Below are 16,631 nucleotides of genomic sequence, written 5' to 3'. Positions count from 1 at the left end.
TCGGCAAAATGCCAGCTGTTATAGTCCCGCCTTTCGCCACCTGACCAAAGGACCACCTGCTTGAAGTTTGCCTCCTTATTGACCTTGCTGCTGTACCTGGTTGTGCTGTTTCCGGCACAGGCCATGGTGGCGCACGAGCCAAGGGTCGAGGCCAAACGCAGCACCACCCTGGTGGCATTGCAGGCGCATGGCAGCAGTTTTTCGCCGCAAAAATGCCTGGCCGACACGCCCGATCAGCAGAAAACCCTGCTCAGTCATAGCACGCTGGCAGCGGCGGAATTCGGCGAGATGCCACTGGCGCCGCACCGCGGCTTAGCATCCGGGTTCAGTACCACACTTCCCTTTGACGCCAGAGCCCCGCCAGTCTAAGCCATTGGTTCCCGGATAGGGGTGTCCGTCACTCCTTAGTTCAGATTCAGCAGAGCGTTTGGGCTCTGCAAGGCAGGAAAAACCATGTTTGTTATAGACCAGATTATTCTGCTGGGCGCGTTGCTGATCGTGCTTGGCATCTTATCCAGTAAAATTTCCGCCCGGTTGGGCATGCCGGTATTGGTGTTGTTTTTGTTGGTCGGCATGCTGGCCGGCGAAGATGGCCCAGGTGGTATTAAGTTTGATAACGCGCAAATTGCCCATGCGCTTGGCTCGTTGGCGCTGGCCATTATTTTGTTCGACGGTGGTCTGCAAACCCCGCTGAAGTCGATTAAACAAGTCTGGAAACCCGCTTCGGTACTGGCGACGCTGGGGGTGGCTATTACCTCTGCCGTGACCGGCCTGGCCGCAGCTTATATTCTCGACGTGCCGCTGTATTACGGCCTGCTGATTGGTGCCATTGTCGGTTCTACCGACGCCGCCGCGGTGTTTTCGTTGCTGCGTAACGCCGGTATTCATATCAATGCCCGCCTGAAAGCCACGCTGGAAATTGAAAGTGCCACCAACGACCCGATGGCCATTTTCCTGACCGTGGGCTTGCTGGAAATTATGGTCAACCAGCTGGAGCCGGGCACAGGTCTGCTGATGTTGTTTGTGCAGCAAATGGGCCTGGGCTCTGTGGTGGGACTGGCGATCGGCTGGCTGGCGGTGCGGGTGATCAATAAAATTGAGCTGACCACTTCGGGTTTATACCCTGTGATGGTGCTGGCCTTTGGCTTACTGAGTTTTGGTATTGCCGCCAACCTGGGGGGCAGCGGCTTTTTGGCGATCTTTATCGCCGGTGTGGTGATTGGTAACAGCAACTTTGTGTTTCAGCGCACCACCTTTTTGTTCCACGACGGCCTGGCCTGGATGGGGCAAATTACCATGTTCGTGGTGTTGGGTTTGCTGATTAACCCTTCTACCTTGCTGGATGTCTGGTGGCAGGGGTTGTTAATAGCTGTGGCGCTGACCTTTGTGGCGCGGCCTCTGGCGGTGGTGCCGGTGCTGAAGTTGTTCGGTTTTAACAGCCGTGAAATTACCCTGGTGTCCTGGGTCGGTTTGCGTGGTTCTGTACCTATTATTCTGGCGATTTACCCGCTGATTTATGGCTTACCCAATGCACCACTGATTTTCAGCGCGGTATTTTTCGTAGTGCTTGTTTCTGCCACAGTACAAGGGTCGACCTTGCCTTGGGTTGCCCGCAGGCTGGGGTTAACCGAAGCGCCTCCGGTCACGCCAGCGGCGACGCTGGAAATTACCGCATTAGGTGACGTCGACGCCGAAATTGTCGAATACACCCTGGGCGAGCAGTGCCGGGCCGCAGGCCGTCGCCTGTCACAGACGGCGTTACCTGAAGGGACTGTGGTCGCGATGATCACCCGCGGTACTAAGGTGATTCCGCCGCGGGGCTCCACTCAGCTACTGGCTGGCGACCATTTGTTTATCGTCACTAAACCTGATGTCAGAGGCTTTATTGACCAGGTGTTATCTGGCCGGGCTGAATCTGCACAGGCGCTGGCCGACGGTGAGTTGCGGCTAAAAGGCTACACCAAAGTGGAAGACGTGCAGCATTCCTATGGCATCGACTTGCAGCTGCCTGCAGGTTTATCGCTGGATGATGCCTTGCGTCAGGCGTTGCCAGGCCAGCCGGAGCTTGGCAGTAAAGCCCTGTGTGGTCAGGTGGAATTGCAAGTCTGTGAAATGGTGGGAGCGCGCATTTCGACTGTGGCTGTGTGGCCGCTGCCGCAGCAAGAGCAGGCTGAAGCCTCTGCTGCGTAGCGACGCAATTCCACCGCTATAAAAAAAGCCAGTCAGCTTCACTGACTGGCTTTTTTGCAACTCACCAAGGCTGAACTGTCAGTTCTGGCTCATCTGGTGCAGGTAAGGCTTAAAGGCTTCGGAATAATGCTCGGTAAAGCTGCCATCCGGGTTTTTCTCAATCAGCATCACCGCCAGTTGTTCGGCGTTGGCAATCTCCAGTGCTTTGTCGACACCCATCACCAGAAAGCCGGTGGCCAGGCCGTCGGCTCGCATACAGGACGGATGCACCACAGTGACAGACGCCACGCGGTGAGTCACAGGACGACCGGTTTTCGGGTCAATCAGGTGTGAAAAGCGCTGGCCGTTTTCTTCGAAGAAAATCCGGTAATCGCCCGATGTCGCCACCGCATTGTCTTTGGGCTGGAATAAACGCTGCACCACCTGCTCGTCGGTCATCGGCTTCTCCACCGCTATCACCCAGTCTTTTTGCGCCAGTGACTGGCCTTTGGTTTTCAGCTCACCACCAATTTCCACCAGGTAATTGTGAATTTGGTTCTGGTCGAGCAGTTCAGCGACGGCATCCACGCCATAGCCTTTGGCAAAAGACGACATATCGATATAGAGCTCGGGGCGGGTTTTGCTGAGCTGATCGCCATTGAGCTGAATTTGGTGGTAACCAATTTGTGGCAGCATGGCGGCAATTTCGGCGTCAGATGGCGCTTTTTCTGGTCTGTGGGTAGGGCCAAAGCCCCATAAGTTCACCAGCGGACCTACGGTCGGGTCGAGGTAACCCTGGGTTAAATCGCCCAGCTGCAGCGCTTCGCGGACCAGCAGTTGCATCATGGCCGACGCCTGTACCGGTGTGGTGCTTTGCATGCTGTTAAAACGCGACAGTTCAGAATCGGGCATGTAGGTGGACGCCACCTGGTTCACTTGCAGCAACAAGGCATCAATTTTTTGCTGGATCTGCTGCTCGTCCTGCTGACCTGTCGGGTCAATGTAGGTGATATGGTAGGTGGTGCCCATGGTATGGCCTTCCAGTTTTACTTTTTGCGGGCCTGGGTCGGAGCAAGCCGTTAATCCAGCCAGCAAGGTGAACAGCAGAAGATTTCTTAACATCACAAACATAACCAAATCCCGTAGAAATAAACCGCGCGCAAGTGTACGCCTTTTGGCGTCAGGCTGAATCAAAACTTGCTGTTTTTCTGCCCGCCGCTGCAGTTTTTCCTGTTTTTGATTGTTCTGCTGCTGACTTTGTGGTCAACTTGACGGCAAATTTTGCCCGAGGTGTGCTGTTGACTCCGTTATCCCGCTGGCTGTTAAGCCTGATTATGTTGCTGATGCTCAATCACGCCTTTGCGGCCTGTGATGGTGTTGTGCTGCATATGCCGGATGAACACAACCATGTGCTGACCATGGATCAGGGCCAACACCAGTATACTGCCGATACCGATCATTCCCACGGCGATGACGACTCCGCCGAGCCGCACGCGCATGTGCTGTGTTTTGTCAGCTACCAGCCGCAGCAGTTGGCAGAGCCTATGCCGCTTGCTGGTCCAGGGGCTGCCCCCAGTTTTTTCCGTGGTTTGAATTACCGCCCTTTGTTACCGCCACCCACCGTTTGAGTTACTGATTAGTCATAGTTTTCAGTAATTTATACGGAGCATTTTTATGTCGATTTTATTTGGCCAACGTGTGCTGCTGTTGGCTATTGGGCTATCTGCCAGTTTTCAGCTGGTTGCGGCTGAACTCACATTGGCGGATGCCTTGCAGCGCACGCTGCAGCACAGTCCGGCACTACAACCTTACCCTTACCAATTGCGTCAGGACGCTGCGTTGCAGCAACTGGCGTTACTCAAGCCCGACCCTGAGCTGGAGCTGTCGGCTGAAAACCTGCTTGGTACTGGTGAGCAGAGTGGCGTCAAAGACGCTGAAGTCAGTTTACTGTTCAGTCAGTTGCTGGAACGTGGCGACAAGGCACAGCGGCGTAGCCAGCAGGCCAGCGAACAAACACAACTGACGCAGGCCCGTTTTGCTGCCGACAAGCTGGACGCGCTGGCGCTAAGCACCGGGCGTTTTATTGAAGTACTAAGCCTGCAACAGCAGCTGAACTGGCTGGCAGAGCGTGCCACGCTGGAGCAACAGGCGCTGGCTACGGCGCAGCAGCGCGCGGCACAAGCCCTGGTGCTGCAAGCCGACGTGGCGCGCTTAGAGAGGCGTTTATTGCAGACCTCACTCGACAGCGCGCGGCTGCAAGGCGAACTGGAACTGGCACGGCGTCAACTGGCCATGCTGTGGAATGCAGAGCCAGACTTTGACCGGCTCAGTGGTGACTTGTCGCAGTTGCCCTTGCTGCCAGACGAAGCCCAGCTGCAACAGCGCTTGCTGCAAAGCCCACAACTGGCGCTGTATTTAAGCCAGCAGCGCCTGGCTGAAAGTTTGCTGCAATTACAGGCCGCTTCGGCTGTGGCTGACCTGCGCTGGTCGGCCGGGGTACGGTATAACAACGAAGCCAATTCGCCATCGGTGCTGCTGGGGCTGAGTATGCCGCTGCAAAATCAGGCCCGCACTACAGCTCAGCTGGACGCGGCAACAGCCGCCGCCGGGCAGGCGGCGCTGGCCACAGAGCAACAGCAGCGCCAACTGCAACTGAGCCTGTTGGGGTTGCTGCGTCAGCTGCACAGTATCAGGGCGGAAATTCGGGCCACTGAAACCCGCATACTGCCGTCAGCCCGCGCTGTGCTAAAAGCCACCCAACAAGGCTATCAAAGCGGTGCTTATGACATGACAGACCTGCTGGCCGCCCAGTAGGAACTGCTCGACAGCCAGTTCAGCCTGTTGCAGCTGCAACAGCGTTTCCACTTGCAGCTGACACAATTGCAGCGCCTGACCGGTTTTGGTCTGGCGCAGTCAGGCCCTGTGGCTTTTTCACCTTCCCCCGATGTTTCTTTACTGGCGCCGGTTGCCTCTGCCCGGGCCAAGGAGTTGTTTGATGAAAACTAAATTATGGATGGCGGCACTGGCCGCGCTGTTGCTACCTGGCCTGGTGCTGGCCAGCGCTGACCCACAAACCCCGGCGTCACAGCAGCAGGCGCATTTGCATGATGAAGGGGCGGCAGCGTCTGAACCTGGCGAGCAACAGGGCGATGAGCACGGCCATGAACATGGCGAAGAAACAGCTGAATTCACAGAATTGAGCGCTGAAGTAGCGGCGCAATCTGGCCTGCTGACTGACAGTGCCGATGCCGGTGAAATTCGTCGTTTTGCCCATTTGTTTGGCGTCATTGCGGTGATCCCGGAGCAGCAATGGCGTATCAGCGCGCCTTATGCTGGCCTGGTGCAACAACTGCCGGTCAAAGTGGGCGACAAAGTGCAGGCTGGCCAGTTACTGGCCAAACTGCAACATGGCGTCACCTTACAAAGTTACAGCCTGCAGGCGCCAGCGGCGGCTGAAGTGACAGCGCGCTGGGCCAACCCGGGTGAGCGCGCCGCTGATGCCCCGCTGCTGCAACTGAGTGATTTCAGCTCTGTGTACCTGGAGTTGTCGGCCTTTCCCGGTGATTTAGCCGGCATCCGGCAGGGGAATGTGGTGCAGGTGGCGGATGTGCATGGCCAGCGTCAGGCACAAACCAGCCTGAGTTACCTGGCGCCTACCATGACAGAAGGCCATATAGCCCGCGCCCGCGCTGTGCTTGCCAACCCGGACGGCTTCTGGCGGCCCGGCATGCATGTGAAAGCCGATGTGGAAGTGTCGCGCCGCCAGGTGGCGGTGCGGGTGCTGCAGTCTGCACTGCAAAACTTTGAAGGCAACACAGTGGTGTTTGTACGTGAAGGTGAGCGTTATGAACCACGGCCTGTGGTGCTGGGTGAGCGTGACGACCTGTATGCCGAAGTGCTGTCTGGCCTGACAGCGGGTGAAATTTATGTCAGTCAGAACAGTTTTCTGATCAAAGCCGATTTGCAGAAATCCGGCGCTGGCCACGAGCACTAGGAGGTCAGCATGATTCAGTCTGTATTACGGTTGGCGTTAGCCAGGCCGGGCTTTACCCTGCTGCTGACCTTGTTGCTGGCGGGCGCTGGTTTCTGGCAGGCGCTGAAATTGCCGATGGACGCGGTGCCCGACATTACCAATGTGCAGGTACAAATTAACAGCAAAGCCGAAGGCTATTCGCCACTGGAAGCCGAACAGCGGGTGACTTATCTGGTGGAAAACGCCATGGCTGGCCTGCCGAAACTGCAGTACAGCCGGTCCTTGTCACGTTATGGTTTGTCGCAGGTGACTGTGGTGTTTGACGAAGGCACCGACATTTACTGGGCACGCCAGCAGGTCACCGAGCGCTTGCTGCAGGTGCGCGGCGAATTACCCGAAGGTGTTGAACCTGAACTGGGGCCTGTGGTGTCGGGGCTTGGCGAAATTTTTTCCTACACGGTAAAAGCCAGTGCCGACGCCCGCACCGCAAAGGGTCAGCCGTACAACGCCGAAGACTTACGCACCTTGCAGGACTGGCTGATTAAGCCCCAGTTGCTGAAGGTGAAAGGCGTCACTGAAATTAACACCATTGGTGGTTTTGTCCGTGAATACCAGGTGGCACCAGACCCGGTCAAACTGCTGGCGTTTAAACTCACCATCAATGATTTAGCCGAAGCGCTCAAGCGCAATAATGCCACCATTGGTGCCGGGTATATTGAGCGCAACGGTGAGCAGTGGCTGATCCGCTCGCCTGGCCAGCTGCTATCTATAGCGGCCATTGAGCAACTGGTGATCAGCAAACGCGACGACGCGCCGGTGCGGGTGAAAGACGTGGCCACAGTGCAAATTGGCAAGCAGCTGCGCACAGGGGCTGCCACTCAGGACGGTGGTGAAGTGGTGCTCGGCACCGTGATGATGCTGCTGGGTGAAAACAGCAGGACAGTGTCGGCCGCTGTGGCCGCCAAACTGACCGAAGTGAACCAGCGCTTGCCGCAGGGTGTGGTGGCTGAAATCAGCTACAACCGCGAAAGCCTGATCGACAAAACCATTGCCACTGTAGAGCGCAATCTGTTTGAAGGGGCGCTGCTGGTTATCGTCGTGCTCTTTGTGTTTTTGGGCAATTTACGGGCGGCGCTGATCACTGCGCTGGTGATCCCGCTGTCGTTGTTGTTTGCTTTTAGTGGCATGGCGGCCAATAAAGTCAGCGGTAACCTGATGAGCCTGGGAGCCATCGACTTCGGCCTGATTGTCGACGGCGCTGTCATTGTGGTGGAAAACTGCTTACGGCATCTGGCCGCAGCACAGCACCGGCTGGGCCGCACGCTGGGTTTAACAGAGCGGCTGGCGCTGGTCAGGCAGGCCAGTTCGGAAGTGATGACCCCAGCCACCTTTGGCGTGCTGATTATTATGCTGGTGTACCTGCCGCTGTTTGCACTGTCTGGGGTGGAAGGCAAAATGTTTGAGCCTATGGCCTTTACCGTGATAGCTGCGCTGCTGGGTGCTTTAGTGCTGGCCCTGACCTTTGTGCCTGCGGCGGTTGCTTTGCTGGTGACCGGCAAAGTGTCGGAACAGGAAAACCGCCTGATGCGAGGCCTGCGCCGCAGTTATCAGCCGCTATTGCAGCTGGCGCTGCATAAGCCCTTGTTGCCTGTGCTGGCGGCTGTGCTGCTCTGTACCGGTTCAGTCTGGCAGGCCAGCCGGATGGGCAGTGAGTTTCTGCCGCAGCTGGACGAAGGCGACATTGCGCTGCACGCCATGCGTATTCCGGGCACCAGTTTAAGCCAGTCGGTGCACATGCAGCTGCAGCTGGAGCAGGCTATTGCGGCCTTGCCACAGGTGGAGCGGGTGTTCTCTAAAATTGGCACACCGGAAGTGGCCAACGACCCGATGCCGCCCAATGTGGCCGACACCTTTGTGATTTTAAAACCCCGTTCGGCCTGGCCAGACCCCAGCCAGAGCAAAGCCCAGTTTGAGCAGCAGCTGCGGGCTGTGGTGGAAGCGGTGCCAGGCAATAACTATGAGTTTACCCAGCCAATCCAAATGCGGTTTAACGAGCTGATTGCCGGGGTGCGCACCGATTTGGCGGTGCGGGTGTATGGCGACGATTTGGACCAGCTGGCCAGCTTGGGTCAGCAGGTGGCCACAGCACTTGGCAAGGTAAGTGGCATAGTGGACGCCCGGATGGAACAAGCCAGTGGCTTGCCGATGTTGTCGATTGAACCGGAAACAGACCACCTGGCACTGGTGAATATGGACGTTGCCGGGGTGCAGCAGCTGGTGCAAACGGCAGTGGGTGGCCAGCAGCTGGGGCTGATTTATGAAGGCGACAAAAGCTTTAAGCTGATGCTGCGCCTGCCGGAAGCCATGCGGCAGGACCCGGCCAGTCTGGCGCGAATTCCTGTTACCTTACCGGCCGATGACAGCAGTGAGCTGCGCTATGTGCCGCTGGGGGAAGTGGCGCATATTCGCGAAACCGAAGGGCCGAACCAGATTAACCGCGAAAGTGGCAAACGCCATGTGCTGGTCACTGCCAATATCGAAGGGCGTGATTTAGGCTCTGTAGTGGCGGAAGTGCAGCAACAACTGGCCGTGATGCCATTGCCTGTGGGTTATTGGCTGGGTTATGGAGGTACCTTTGAGCAGTTGCAGTCGGCCACTGAGCGCTTAAGCCTGGTGGTGCCACTTACGCTGGCGCTGATTTTATTGCTGCTTTACAGCGCTTTGTCGAGCTGGCGCGACAGCCTGCTGGTGTTTAGCGCAGTGCCTATGGCGCTTACCGGCGGCGTCTGGGCTTTATGGCTGCGCGATATGCCACTGTCGATATCTGCTGCTGTGGGTTTTATCGCCCTGTCGGGTATAGCAGTGCTGAACGGCATTGTACTGGTGAGCGCCATTCGCCAGTTGCAGCAGCAAGGTAGCAGCGTGCTGGCCGCCATACTGCAAGGTGCGGGCAGCCGCTTACGGCCTGTGTTCATGACCGCCCTGGTGGCAGGTTTAGGCTTTGTGCCTATGGCCTTTAACAGCGGCACGGGCGCAGAAATTCAGCGGCCTTTGGCCACAGTCGTGATAGGCGGTATTGTCAGCTCCACCTTACTGACATTGCTGGTACTACCGGCTTTATACCGCTTGTTCTCAAAACGCTAACCGAATGGCCTTTAGGGCGGGGTTTACCCCGACCTAAAACCAGCAGCCACCGTCTTAACGCAAAAACCTTAACGCTTGTGCTTGGGCCCAATGTTCGTAGCGGGCAGGCAAAATCCGGCCCTGGTGGTAACGCAATGCGCCATTCACAAAAGTGCTGACAATACGGCCCGCCAGCGTTTCACCTTCCAGCGGCGACCAGCCACAGCGGTACAGCAGGTCTTCACGTGTTACCTGAGTCTGTTGTTGGGGGGCCAACAGCACGAGATCAGCAAAATAGCCTTCGCGTAAATAACCGCGTTCTGCGACGGCAAAACGCTGCGCCGGTGCATGGGCGGTTTTTTCCACCAGCTGTGGCAGGCTGAGCAGCCCGTCCCGGACCAGCTGGTACGCCGACAACAAAGCATGTTGCACCAAAGGCAAACCCGCGGGAGCCTGTGGGTAGGGCAGTTGTTTTTCACTAAGCAGATGCGGCGCATGGTCGGTGGCGATGATGTCGATGCGGCCATCCAATAAGGCGGCGCGCAACGCGTCGCGGTCGGCCAGACTTTTTACTGCCGGGTTGCATTTGAGCAGGTTGCCAAGCCGGGCGTAATCCTGATTGCTGTAACGCAGATGATGTACACAGACTTCCGCTGTGATGTGCTTTTTCCCTACTGGCAGGCTGCTGAACAGCTCCAGCTCTTTGGCTGTGGTCAGGTGCAACACATGCAACTGGCTGTGGTATTTTCTGGCCAGACTGACCGCATAAGAAGAGGAGGCATAACAGCTTTCGGTGTCACGCAGCAGTGGGTGATGCTCAGGCCCAAAGTCACGGATACCCTGCGCCAGCAGGCGCTGCTGGTTGGCCGCAATCACGTTGCCATCTTCGCAATGGGTGGCAATCAGCACAGGGCATTCGCGGAAAATCGCTTCCAGCGCTACCGGGTTGTCCACCAGCAGGTTGCCGGTGGAGGCACCCATAAACACCTTAACACCACAAACTTTTGTAATATCAACAGCTTTGATCTGATCCAGATTGCTATGACTGGCACCGAGGTAAAAGGAGTAGTTGGCTGCGGAATGCCGGGCAGCAATCGCAAATTTATGCTGCAGGGCCTGTTGGTTCAATGTGGGCGGATTGACGTTGGGCATTTCCATAAAGCTGGTAATGCCACCGGCCACAGCTGCGGCCGATTCGCTGGCTATGCTGCCTTTGGTGGTCAGGCCTGGCTCCCGAAAATGCACCTGATCGTCAATCATGCCAGGCAACAGCAGTAAACCACTGGCATCGATCACTTTGTCCGTTGGCAGGTGTTGCAGGCCATGGTCGATACGGGCGATGCGGTTGTTTTCAATAAACAGGTCGGCCTGCCGGACCAGGCCTTCATTCACCAGCTGTGCATTTAAAATCAATGTTCTGTTCATGGTGCTTTTCTGTCGATGCGATTGTCCGTTGGTTCTCTAATTGTGATAGTATCACATTTAATCGTCCTGCTATCAGGTCGGGTTGTTGTTACTTTATCGGCGCAAAGAAGGGGACAAGTGATGCAGTACAAAGGTTGTTGTGTTGCCATTCTGCTGACAACAGTGTTGGCAAGCCATCAGGCAGCGGCAGAGTATGAAGCGCACTCGGCCCATGTGCATGGCCAGGGCCAGTTGGAAGTGTTAAAGCAAGGTACTGAAGTACAGATTAATTTCTATGCGCCTGGCACCGACTTGTTAGGTTTCGAGCGCCAGCCGGCCGACGCCGCAGAAGCTGAAAAGGTAAACCAGGTTCGGCACCAGTTATTGCAGGGGACTGAGTTGTTCAAATTTGCTGGCACTGGCTGTCAGCTCAGCAAAGCGGAAACCAGTTTGACTCTGGTGGAAAGCCGCCCAGCCTCTGCTGACCACGACCACGACCACGACCACGACCACGACCACGACCACGACCACGACCACGACCACAAACATGGAGTGGGCGAAAAAGCGGGTTTCAGCGATATTAAAAGCAGTTACAGCTTTCAGTGCGCAGAAAAAGCCGGACTGGCACTGACCACTCAGTTATTCAGCCTGTTTCCCAGCCTGCAGCAGCTGCTGGCCAGCTGGATTTCCGACAGCGAGCAGTCAGCCAAAACCCTGACGCCGTCAGACGCTCAGTTGGTGTTGAAGTAAAGTCAGCCGGGGGCGACAGCGTTTGCCCCTGAGTTCCGGCGTGAGCTGGCCACTTAAGAGGTTCAGGGCAGACTTTATTTGTCGTGGCAGGGATCCGTGGTTACTATGGTGTACCCTGAATCGACTGCATTGGAGTCTGTTGTGAACTTCCCTTTGGTAGTGCAACTGTTGCAAAGCCGCCTACCGACACTGCTGGCTGTGTATGCCTTTGGTAGCCAGGTGGCAGGCACCGCGGATCAGCACAGTGATTTAGACCTGGCTGTATTGGTGGCCGGTTATGCCGACTCGATTGAGTTATGGGATATCAGCAGTGATGTGGCAGAGCTGGTGAATTGCGAGGTCGATTTACTGGATTTTCGCGCCGCCTCCACCGTGATGCAGTACCAGATCCTGACCAAAGGTAAGCGCCTGTTCGCGCTGGACAGCAGCATTGACAGTTATGAAGCCGGCTTGCTGTCTGACATGACGGCGCTCAACGAAGCCCGGGCAGCCCTGCTGGCCGACATTCAACAAGGTGGGTTTGTGTATGGCCGTTAACCAAGGCCCGTTGCCTGATGACGTTTTAATTAATAAAGCGGCCACTATTGAGCGCTGTATTCAGCGTGCCCGCGAGGAATATGACAAAGCCCCTGCTACTTTTGCCAGCGATTTTACCCGCCAGGATGCCGCTATTCTGAATATTCAACGCGCTTGTGAAGCCGCATTAGATATGGGGCAGCACCTGATCCGCCTGCATAAACTGGGGGTGCCGCAAAGTTCACGTGATGTGTTCACCTTATTGGCGGCTGCCAGCCTGATTTCGGCAGACTTAGCGGCCAACCTGAAGAAAATGGTCGGCTTCAGAAATATTGCCGTGCACGAATATCAACGCATCCAGTTGCCAATAGTCGAAATGGTGATCCTGCACCGGCTGGACGACTTTCGTATCTACAGCAGTACTCTGCTCACCGCAAACGGCGAAGCAATCCTGCCTCCGCAAAGCTGAAGGATGCTGTTACCCGCCAGCCATATGTACCGTATTAAAAGTGTAGCGGCGTAGCTTGCTGCGCCGTTATCTGTCCACGCCTCGTGCTGTGTTTGCTTGGTTGGTACTCACTGCGGGGAAAGATCCCTACCTGCTACTCAAACCAATCTCCGCCGCAACCAATCCCTCCGCCGTGACCCGTACTTTAATCTCACCTTTTTGTTGGCTGCTGCGCACTATGGCGAGGCCAAGGCCGTTAAAGCTGTGACGTTTTGCGCTGGCGAACGAGGTGAGGTCAGCGGGGTCGCCATTGTCGGTGGCGGCGAGTTCGGCTGGGCCGCTAATGTGCACCTCAAAGGCTTGTTTGGCGGTGGGGACGACTCGGCCTTGGGCGTCCAGCAGTTTGATGGTGATAAAGCTGAGATCGCGGCCGTCGGCGCTTAGTGTGGTGCGGTCGGCTTCCAGCTGCAGCTGGCTGGGTGCGCCTGTGGTTTCAATGCGTTGTTCGGCCCATTTAGCGCCATTTTTATAGGCGATCACTGTGACTTCACCAGGCTGGTAACGCACCTTATCCCAGCGCAGGCGGTACTGACCGGGTTGTTTTTTCAGCCGGCCCTGGCTTTGACCGTTGACGAAGAGTTCAGCTTCGTCGCCCGAAGTGAAAGCGTGCACTGGGGTGATTTCGCCTTCGCGGCCGGGCCAGTTCCAGTGTGGCAGCAGGTGCACCATCGGCAGTTCGGGCCGCCAGGCGGCCTGGTACAGGTAGAAGCGGTCTTTTTTAAAACCGGCTAAATCAATGACACCAAAATAGGAGCTGCGCGCGGCGTAATAGGGCGTGGGTTCGCCTAAGTAATCCCAGCCGCTCCAGACAAAACCACCGGCCACTTCCGGGTGCGCTGCCAGCGAACGCAGCACTTTGTCGGCCGACGAGCCAAAAGGCGCGGTGTACAGCTCGTAGCTGCTCACTTGCAGGCTGGCCGGGTCGCCGCCTGCGCCGTCGGCCACTGGCGCGCTGTCATGTGGTGTCAGCGGAAATTGGTATTCGCCGCGAGAACTGACGGCGGCGGCATTTTCGCTGCTGAAAATCAGTTTGTCGGGAAAGGCTTTGGCAAAGGCCGGGTACAGCGGTTCGGTGCGAATGCCCTGCAAATGCTGGTAGGCCGGGGCATTGCGAATGCCTTCGCCCTGATAGTTCAGGCTGATGCTGTCCATCACTGCGGTAATGGGCATGTCGGGTTTGGCGTAGTTAAACGACGCGGCGGTCGGCCGGGTTGGGTCTTCTTGTTTGGCGATGTCGTGTAAGCGCTGGGCCACCGCAGCTCCTGCTTCGCCTGTGTACTGCTCGCCCACTTCGTTGCCCAGGCTCCACATAATCACCGAGGGGTGCTGGCGGTCGCGGCGGATAAAAGCGCGCAGGTCGGCTTCAGACCAGTCGTCAAAAATCAGGTGAAAGTCGTGCGGTGTTTTTTTGCGTTGCCAGACGTCGAAAATTTCGTTCACCACCAAAAAGCCCATTTCATCGGTCAGGTCCAGTAATTCGGGCGCCGCTGGGTTATGCGCCAAGCGTATTGCATTCACCCCCAGCTCGCGCAGCAGCTGCAACTGGCGCTCGGCCGCACGGCGGTTAAAGGCGGCGCCCAAGGCACCTAAGTCATGGTGCTGGTTGACGCCTTGCAGATAAATTTTTTCGCCATTGACCAACACACCCTGGCCACTCACCAGTTTGACGTCCCGAATGCCAAAGCGCTGCTGCTGGCGGTCGACCAGCTTGCCCTGTTGCCATAGCTCAGTCACGGCCAGATAAAGGTGAGGGTGTTGCTGTGGCAGCGGGCCCCAGAGTTTGGGGTTAGTCAGCTGTAATTCGGTATGCAGCTGCACCTTGCCTGCGGCCGGAATGTGGCTGCTGACGTCAGGCCACTGCGCCAGCGCCGGGCCCAGTGGCTGGCCGTCCTGCCAGGCATAAAGGCGGCTTTTAAGCGTCAGCTCGGCGCTTTGGGTCTGGTGGTTTTCGACATTACTTTGCAGCGTTAAGCGGGCGCTGCTGGTACTGACCTGGCTGCTTTGCACCAGCGTGCCCCACTGGCTGAACTGCAGTTGTGGCCGCTTGCTCAGCCACACGTCGCGGTACAAACCGCCGCCTGGGTACCAGCGTGACGACGCCGCCGGGTTGTCGAGCCGGATGGCCAGCTGGTTCGGCCGGTCAAACCGCACATAAGGCGTCAGGTCCAGCTCAAATGAGGCATAACCATAAGGCCAGCCACCCACCAGTTCACCATTGAGCCAGACCATGGCGTACGACATGGCACCGTCTATTTCCAGGTAAATGCGTTGCTGTTTGTCTTGTTCATTCAGGCTGAATTTATTGCGGTACCAGGCCACGCCCGGGCTTGGCAGGCGGCCCATACCACCGCCAACAGCGGCGTCGTCACCGGCCAGAAATGGCCCGGCTATGGCCCAGTCGTGCGGCAGCCGCACCTGTTGCCACTGGCTGTCGTCAAAATTAGTCTGCACAAAGGGAAAATCGCTGCCCGGGTTACCGGCCGGGCGCTGGTGTTGCTGCGCCGGGTTGGCAATAAAGGCGTTGGCTGTGGGTAGCACCCAGGCTTTCAGTACGGCCTGGTTGCGGGTAAGTTCTACCGCTTCGGTCGGCTGAGCGTCGGCGGCTTTGCCGTCTTCATCATCCAGCAGCGGCGGGCGCACGTCGTAAATCAGCCTGTCTGCCTGTTCTGCCGTGGGGTATTTGTAAAAACGCCAGCCCTGATCCAGTGCTACCCGACTGCGCGGCTCGGCGGTTGCTGTGGTTTGTGCTGTTGCTGTGCTCTGATCGGAAGAAGGGGATGGGCTGCAGCCCAGAATCAGCTGCAGGCCTGCGGCCAGCCATACCAAGCGCTTCATCTGCTGTCCTTTTTAACAAAAGCGGGGGCCTTAGTTGTAAAACAGCAGCGCGTTGCGGCAAATAACTATTGCTGACAATGGCCTTATGTTTTTGGCTGGCTGTTAGTAATCCAGCGTCCGCCCGCTGACAATAAAGGTGCCGGCGCCTAAGTGATGCAGGCTGTGCAGGTCCTGGTTGTCGTCGCGAAAATCCCAGCGGCCATTGGCAAAAATACGTGGGTCGGCCGCAGCCGATACCACTTCAGCAAAGCAGGTGTCGTAGGCCTGTTCGCTGTGAGGCTCTGGGATCAGGCGGCATTCCAGCCATGCCGCGCAACCTTGCTCCAGTAAGGGCAAGCCCAGCACCGGGCCGGTAATGGGGGTTAAACCAAACTGCTGAAATTTATCGCCAGCCTCCGCCAGGTCCCGGCCGCTGCAGCTGCCCACGGCATAAGTGGTTTTCGCCAAAGCGGCACCCGGAATACACAAACCAAATACGCCAGATTCGCTGATCAGCTGTTTGCTAAAGGTGTTTTTGTCTATGACCACTGCCACCCTTGGCGGCGTAAATTCTACGGGCATCGACCAGGCCGCTGCCATGATATTGCGTGTCTGGCCACTTTGGCTGGTGACGAGCACCACGGCACCATGGTTCAGCAAGCGGCTGGCGTGTTTTAATTCGACCGGAGTAAATGAAGACATAGCAGGTTCCAGATTTAAATTGATGTTTCATCCAACAGCTGGCGGCAGTGGCGCACGGTCAGCACAGTGATTTGTTGGTTAGCGCTGTAGATGACCCTGTAGTTGCCGATGATCAACTCGCGGTAGTGCATGTTCGGTAGTTCTGGTACGACCCGGCCCATCTGTGGCATGGAGCTTAACAAGGCTGCTTTATCAAATAATTCGTTGACCCAGCTTTCGGCCGCAGTTGCTTTATCCTGAGCAATGTATTCAGCAATTTCTGCCAATTTTGCCAGAGCAAGCGGCGACCAAACCACCTTCATTTGCGCAGTTGGCTTAACAGCTGTGCCCGGGCTTCGTCATTCGAGACGCCAAGCCCTGCGGCGAGTTGAGTTTCTGCGGTACGGATTTCTTCCAGAAGCTCTATTTTTTCGCGCATCGCTTCGTATTCCGCAACATCCAGCACCACAGCCACACCTTTGCCGTGTTGAGTGATCAGCAATGGACGACGGGTTTCATTAATCTGACGAATAAAAGCCGCAGCACCAGCTCTAAACTCAGACAAGGGCTGTATATCCTGATCGAGACGTAAACGGGTCATGGCGGTCCTTATTTTGTACTAAATATCGTATTGATTGTAGTCTCGTAAATGGAGCCTAGCAATTCATTCGACCAGACGGGCAAACCAGTAGA

General features: G+C 56.7%; 16 protein-coding genes. 10 read left to right on the top strand and 6 right to left on the bottom strand.

Annotated elements, in window-relative coordinates; translation table 11 throughout:
- The first annotated feature begins 60 nt into the window (after window positions 1-60).
- Both ACFO3I_RS02615 and ACFO3I_RS02610 read left to right on the top strand, forming a co-directional pair.
- Window positions 61-369: a hypothetical protein gene (locus ACFO3I_RS02615; protein ID WP_377331510.1), complete on the top strand. Its 309-nt coding sequence runs from the start codon at window positions 61-63 to the stop codon at window positions 367-369.
- 84 nt (window positions 370-453) lie between these two features.
- A complete protein-coding gene (locus tag ACFO3I_RS02610; protein WP_377331508.1) occupies window positions 454-2,190 on the top strand; it encodes a potassium/proton antiporter in 1,737 nt (578 codons plus the stop codon).
- 78 nt (window positions 2,191-2,268) lie between these two features.
- Here the strand turns inward: ACFO3I_RS02610 and ACFO3I_RS02605 are convergent, their stop codons facing one another.
- On the bottom strand, window positions 2,269-3,291 hold the full coding sequence (locus tag ACFO3I_RS02605; RefSeq protein WP_377331506.1) for an FAD:protein FMN transferase: 1,023 nt from the start codon (window positions 3,289-3,291) through the stop codon (window positions 2,269-2,271).
- Window positions 3,292-3,467: 176 nt separating this feature from the next.
- Here ACFO3I_RS02605 and ACFO3I_RS02600 point away from each other — a divergent pair, with 176 nt between their 5' ends.
- The 5 genes from ACFO3I_RS02600 to ACFO3I_RS02580 are packed head-to-tail and all read left to right on the top strand — an operon-like array spanning window position 3,468 to window position 9,286.
- Window positions 3,468-3,797: a hypothetical protein gene (locus tag ACFO3I_RS02600; protein ID WP_377331504.1), complete on the top strand. Its 330-nt coding sequence runs from the start codon at window positions 3,468-3,470 to the stop codon at window positions 3,795-3,797.
- Window positions 3,798-3,843: 46 nt separating this feature from the next.
- Window positions 3,844-4,983 carry a TolC family protein gene (locus ACFO3I_RS02595; RefSeq protein ID WP_377331502.1) on the top strand — a complete coding sequence of 380 codons (1,140 nt, stop codon included), beginning with the start codon at window positions 3,844-3,846 and terminating at the stop codon, window positions 4,981-4,983.
- Between the two features lie 27 nt (window positions 4,984-5,010).
- A complete protein-coding gene (locus tag ACFO3I_RS02590) occupies window positions 5,011-5,175 on the top strand; it encodes a hypothetical protein (RefSeq protein WP_377331500.1) in 165 nt (54 codons plus the stop codon).
- Window positions 5,165-6,163: an efflux RND transporter periplasmic adaptor subunit gene (locus ACFO3I_RS02585; protein ID WP_377331498.1), complete on the top strand. Its 999-nt coding sequence runs from the start codon at window positions 5,165-5,167 to the stop codon at window positions 6,161-6,163. The genes ACFO3I_RS02590 and ACFO3I_RS02585 overlap by 11 nt, the downstream gene beginning before the upstream one ends.
- Before the next feature lie 9 nt (window positions 6,164-6,172).
- A complete protein-coding gene (locus tag ACFO3I_RS02580) occupies window positions 6,173-9,286 on the top strand; it encodes an efflux RND transporter permease subunit (protein ID WP_377331497.1) in 3,114 nt (1,037 codons plus the stop codon).
- Between the two features lie 54 nt (window positions 9,287-9,340).
- Here the strand turns inward: ACFO3I_RS02580 and ACFO3I_RS02575 are convergent, their stop codons facing one another.
- Entirely contained in the window at window positions 9,341-10,690 is a 1,350-nt protein-coding gene (locus ACFO3I_RS02575; RefSeq protein WP_377331495.1) for a dihydroorotase, read from the bottom strand.
- Window positions 10,691-10,810: 120 nt separating this feature from the next.
- Here ACFO3I_RS02575 and ACFO3I_RS02570 point away from each other — a divergent pair, with 120 nt between their 5' ends.
- The 3 genes from ACFO3I_RS02570 (at window position 10,811) to hepT (ending at window position 12,404) form a co-directional block, all read left to right on the top strand.
- Complete coding sequence (locus ACFO3I_RS02570; protein WP_377331494.1) at window positions 10,811-11,419, top strand: ZrgA family zinc uptake protein; 609 nt, start codon at window positions 10,811-10,813, stop codon at window positions 11,417-11,419.
- A gap of 141 nt (window positions 11,420-11,560) precedes the next feature.
- Window positions 11,561-11,956: a type VII toxin-antitoxin system MntA family adenylyltransferase antitoxin gene (mntA, locus tag ACFO3I_RS02565; RefSeq protein WP_377331492.1), complete on the top strand. Its 396-nt coding sequence runs from the start codon at window positions 11,561-11,563 to the stop codon at window positions 11,954-11,956.
- Window positions 11,946-12,404 carry a type VII toxin-antitoxin system HepT family RNase toxin gene (gene hepT, locus ACFO3I_RS02560; RefSeq protein WP_377331491.1) on the top strand — a complete coding sequence of 153 codons (459 nt, stop codon included), beginning with the start codon at window positions 11,946-11,948 and terminating at the stop codon, window positions 12,402-12,404. The genes mntA and hepT overlap by 11 nt, the downstream gene beginning before the upstream one ends.
- Before the next feature lie 126 nt (window positions 12,405-12,530).
- On the opposite strand, the gene galB is transcribed toward hepT, so the two are convergent.
- The 4 genes from galB to ACFO3I_RS02540 all read right to left on the bottom strand — a co-directional run bounded on the left by galB (window position 12,531) and on the right by ACFO3I_RS02540 (window position 16,539).
- Window positions 12,531-15,278, bottom strand: coding sequence for a beta-galactosidase GalB (gene galB, locus ACFO3I_RS02555; protein WP_377331489.1), 2,748 nt, complete (start codon window positions 15,276-15,278; stop codon window positions 12,531-12,533).
- Between the two features lie 102 nt (window positions 15,279-15,380).
- Window positions 15,381-15,959 (bottom strand): flavin reductase family protein, encoded by a 579-nt coding sequence (locus ACFO3I_RS02550; RefSeq protein WP_377331488.1) that lies wholly within the window; start codon window positions 15,957-15,959, stop codon window positions 15,381-15,383.
- Window positions 15,960-15,973: 14 nt separating this feature from the next.
- A complete protein-coding gene (locus tag ACFO3I_RS02545; protein WP_377331486.1) occupies window positions 15,974-16,261 on the bottom strand; it encodes a type II toxin-antitoxin system RelE/ParE family toxin in 288 nt (95 codons plus the stop codon).
- The gene (locus tag ACFO3I_RS02540) at window positions 16,258-16,539 is read right to left on the bottom strand and encodes a type II toxin-antitoxin system Phd/YefM family antitoxin (RefSeq protein WP_377331484.1); all 282 of its coding nucleotides are present in this window, start codon (window positions 16,537-16,539) and stop codon (window positions 16,258-16,260) included. Before ACFO3I_RS02540 ends, ACFO3I_RS02545 begins: the two co-directional genes overlap by 4 nt.
- Window positions 16,540-16,631: the final 92 nt, after the last annotated feature.

Source organism: Rheinheimera marina, assembly GCF_042654345.1.
Classification (GTDB): domain Bacteria; phylum Pseudomonadota; class Gammaproteobacteria; order Enterobacterales; family Alteromonadaceae; genus Pararheinheimera; species Pararheinheimera marina.
Note: the sequence above shows the minus strand (reverse complement) of the source record. Positions and strands in the feature narration are given on the sequence as shown.

What these genes read in the sequence shown, in the direction of transcription:
- ACFO3I_RS02585 (WP_377331498.1), top strand. Translation starts at nt 5,165, where the DNA reads ATGAAAACTAAATTATGGATGGCGGCACTGGCCGCGCTGTTGCTACCT.
- galB (WP_377331489.1), bottom strand. Translation starts at nt 15,278, where the DNA reads ATGAAGCGCTTGGTATGGCTGGCCGCAGGCCTGCAGCTGATTCTGGGC.
- ACFO3I_RS02545 (WP_377331486.1), bottom strand. Translation starts at nt 16,261, where the DNA reads ATGAAGGTGGTTTGGTCGCCGCTTGCTCTGGCAAAATTGGCAGAAATT.
- ACFO3I_RS02610 (WP_377331508.1), top strand. Translation starts at nt 454, where the DNA reads ATGTTTGTTATAGACCAGATTATTCTGCTGGGCGCGTTGCTGATCGTG.
- ACFO3I_RS02580 (WP_377331497.1), top strand. Translation starts at nt 6,173, where the DNA reads ATGATTCAGTCTGTATTACGGTTGGCGTTAGCCAGGCCGGGCTTTACC.
- ACFO3I_RS02540 (WP_377331484.1), bottom strand. Translation starts at nt 16,539, where the DNA reads ATGACCCGTTTACGTCTCGATCAGGATATACAGCCCTTGTCTGAGTTT.
- ACFO3I_RS02550 (WP_377331488.1), bottom strand. Translation starts at nt 15,959, where the DNA reads ATGTCTTCATTTACTCCGGTCGAATTAAAACACGCCAGCCGCTTGCTG.
- ACFO3I_RS02605 (WP_377331506.1), bottom strand. Translation starts at nt 3,291, where the DNA reads ATGTTAAGAAATCTTCTGCTGTTCACCTTGCTGGCTGGATTAACGGCT.
- ACFO3I_RS02595 (WP_377331502.1), top strand. Translation starts at nt 3,844, where the DNA reads ATGTCGATTTTATTTGGCCAACGTGTGCTGCTGTTGGCTATTGGGCTA.
- hepT (WP_377331491.1), top strand. Translation starts at nt 11,946, where the DNA reads ATGGCCGTTAACCAAGGCCCGTTGCCTGATGACGTTTTAATTAATAAA.
- ACFO3I_RS02575 (WP_377331495.1), bottom strand. Translation starts at nt 10,690, where the DNA reads ATGAACAGAACATTGATTTTAAATGCACAGCTGGTGAATGAAGGCCTG.
- ACFO3I_RS02570 (WP_377331494.1), top strand. Translation starts at nt 10,811, where the DNA reads ATGCAGTACAAAGGTTGTTGTGTTGCCATTCTGCTGACAACAGTGTTG.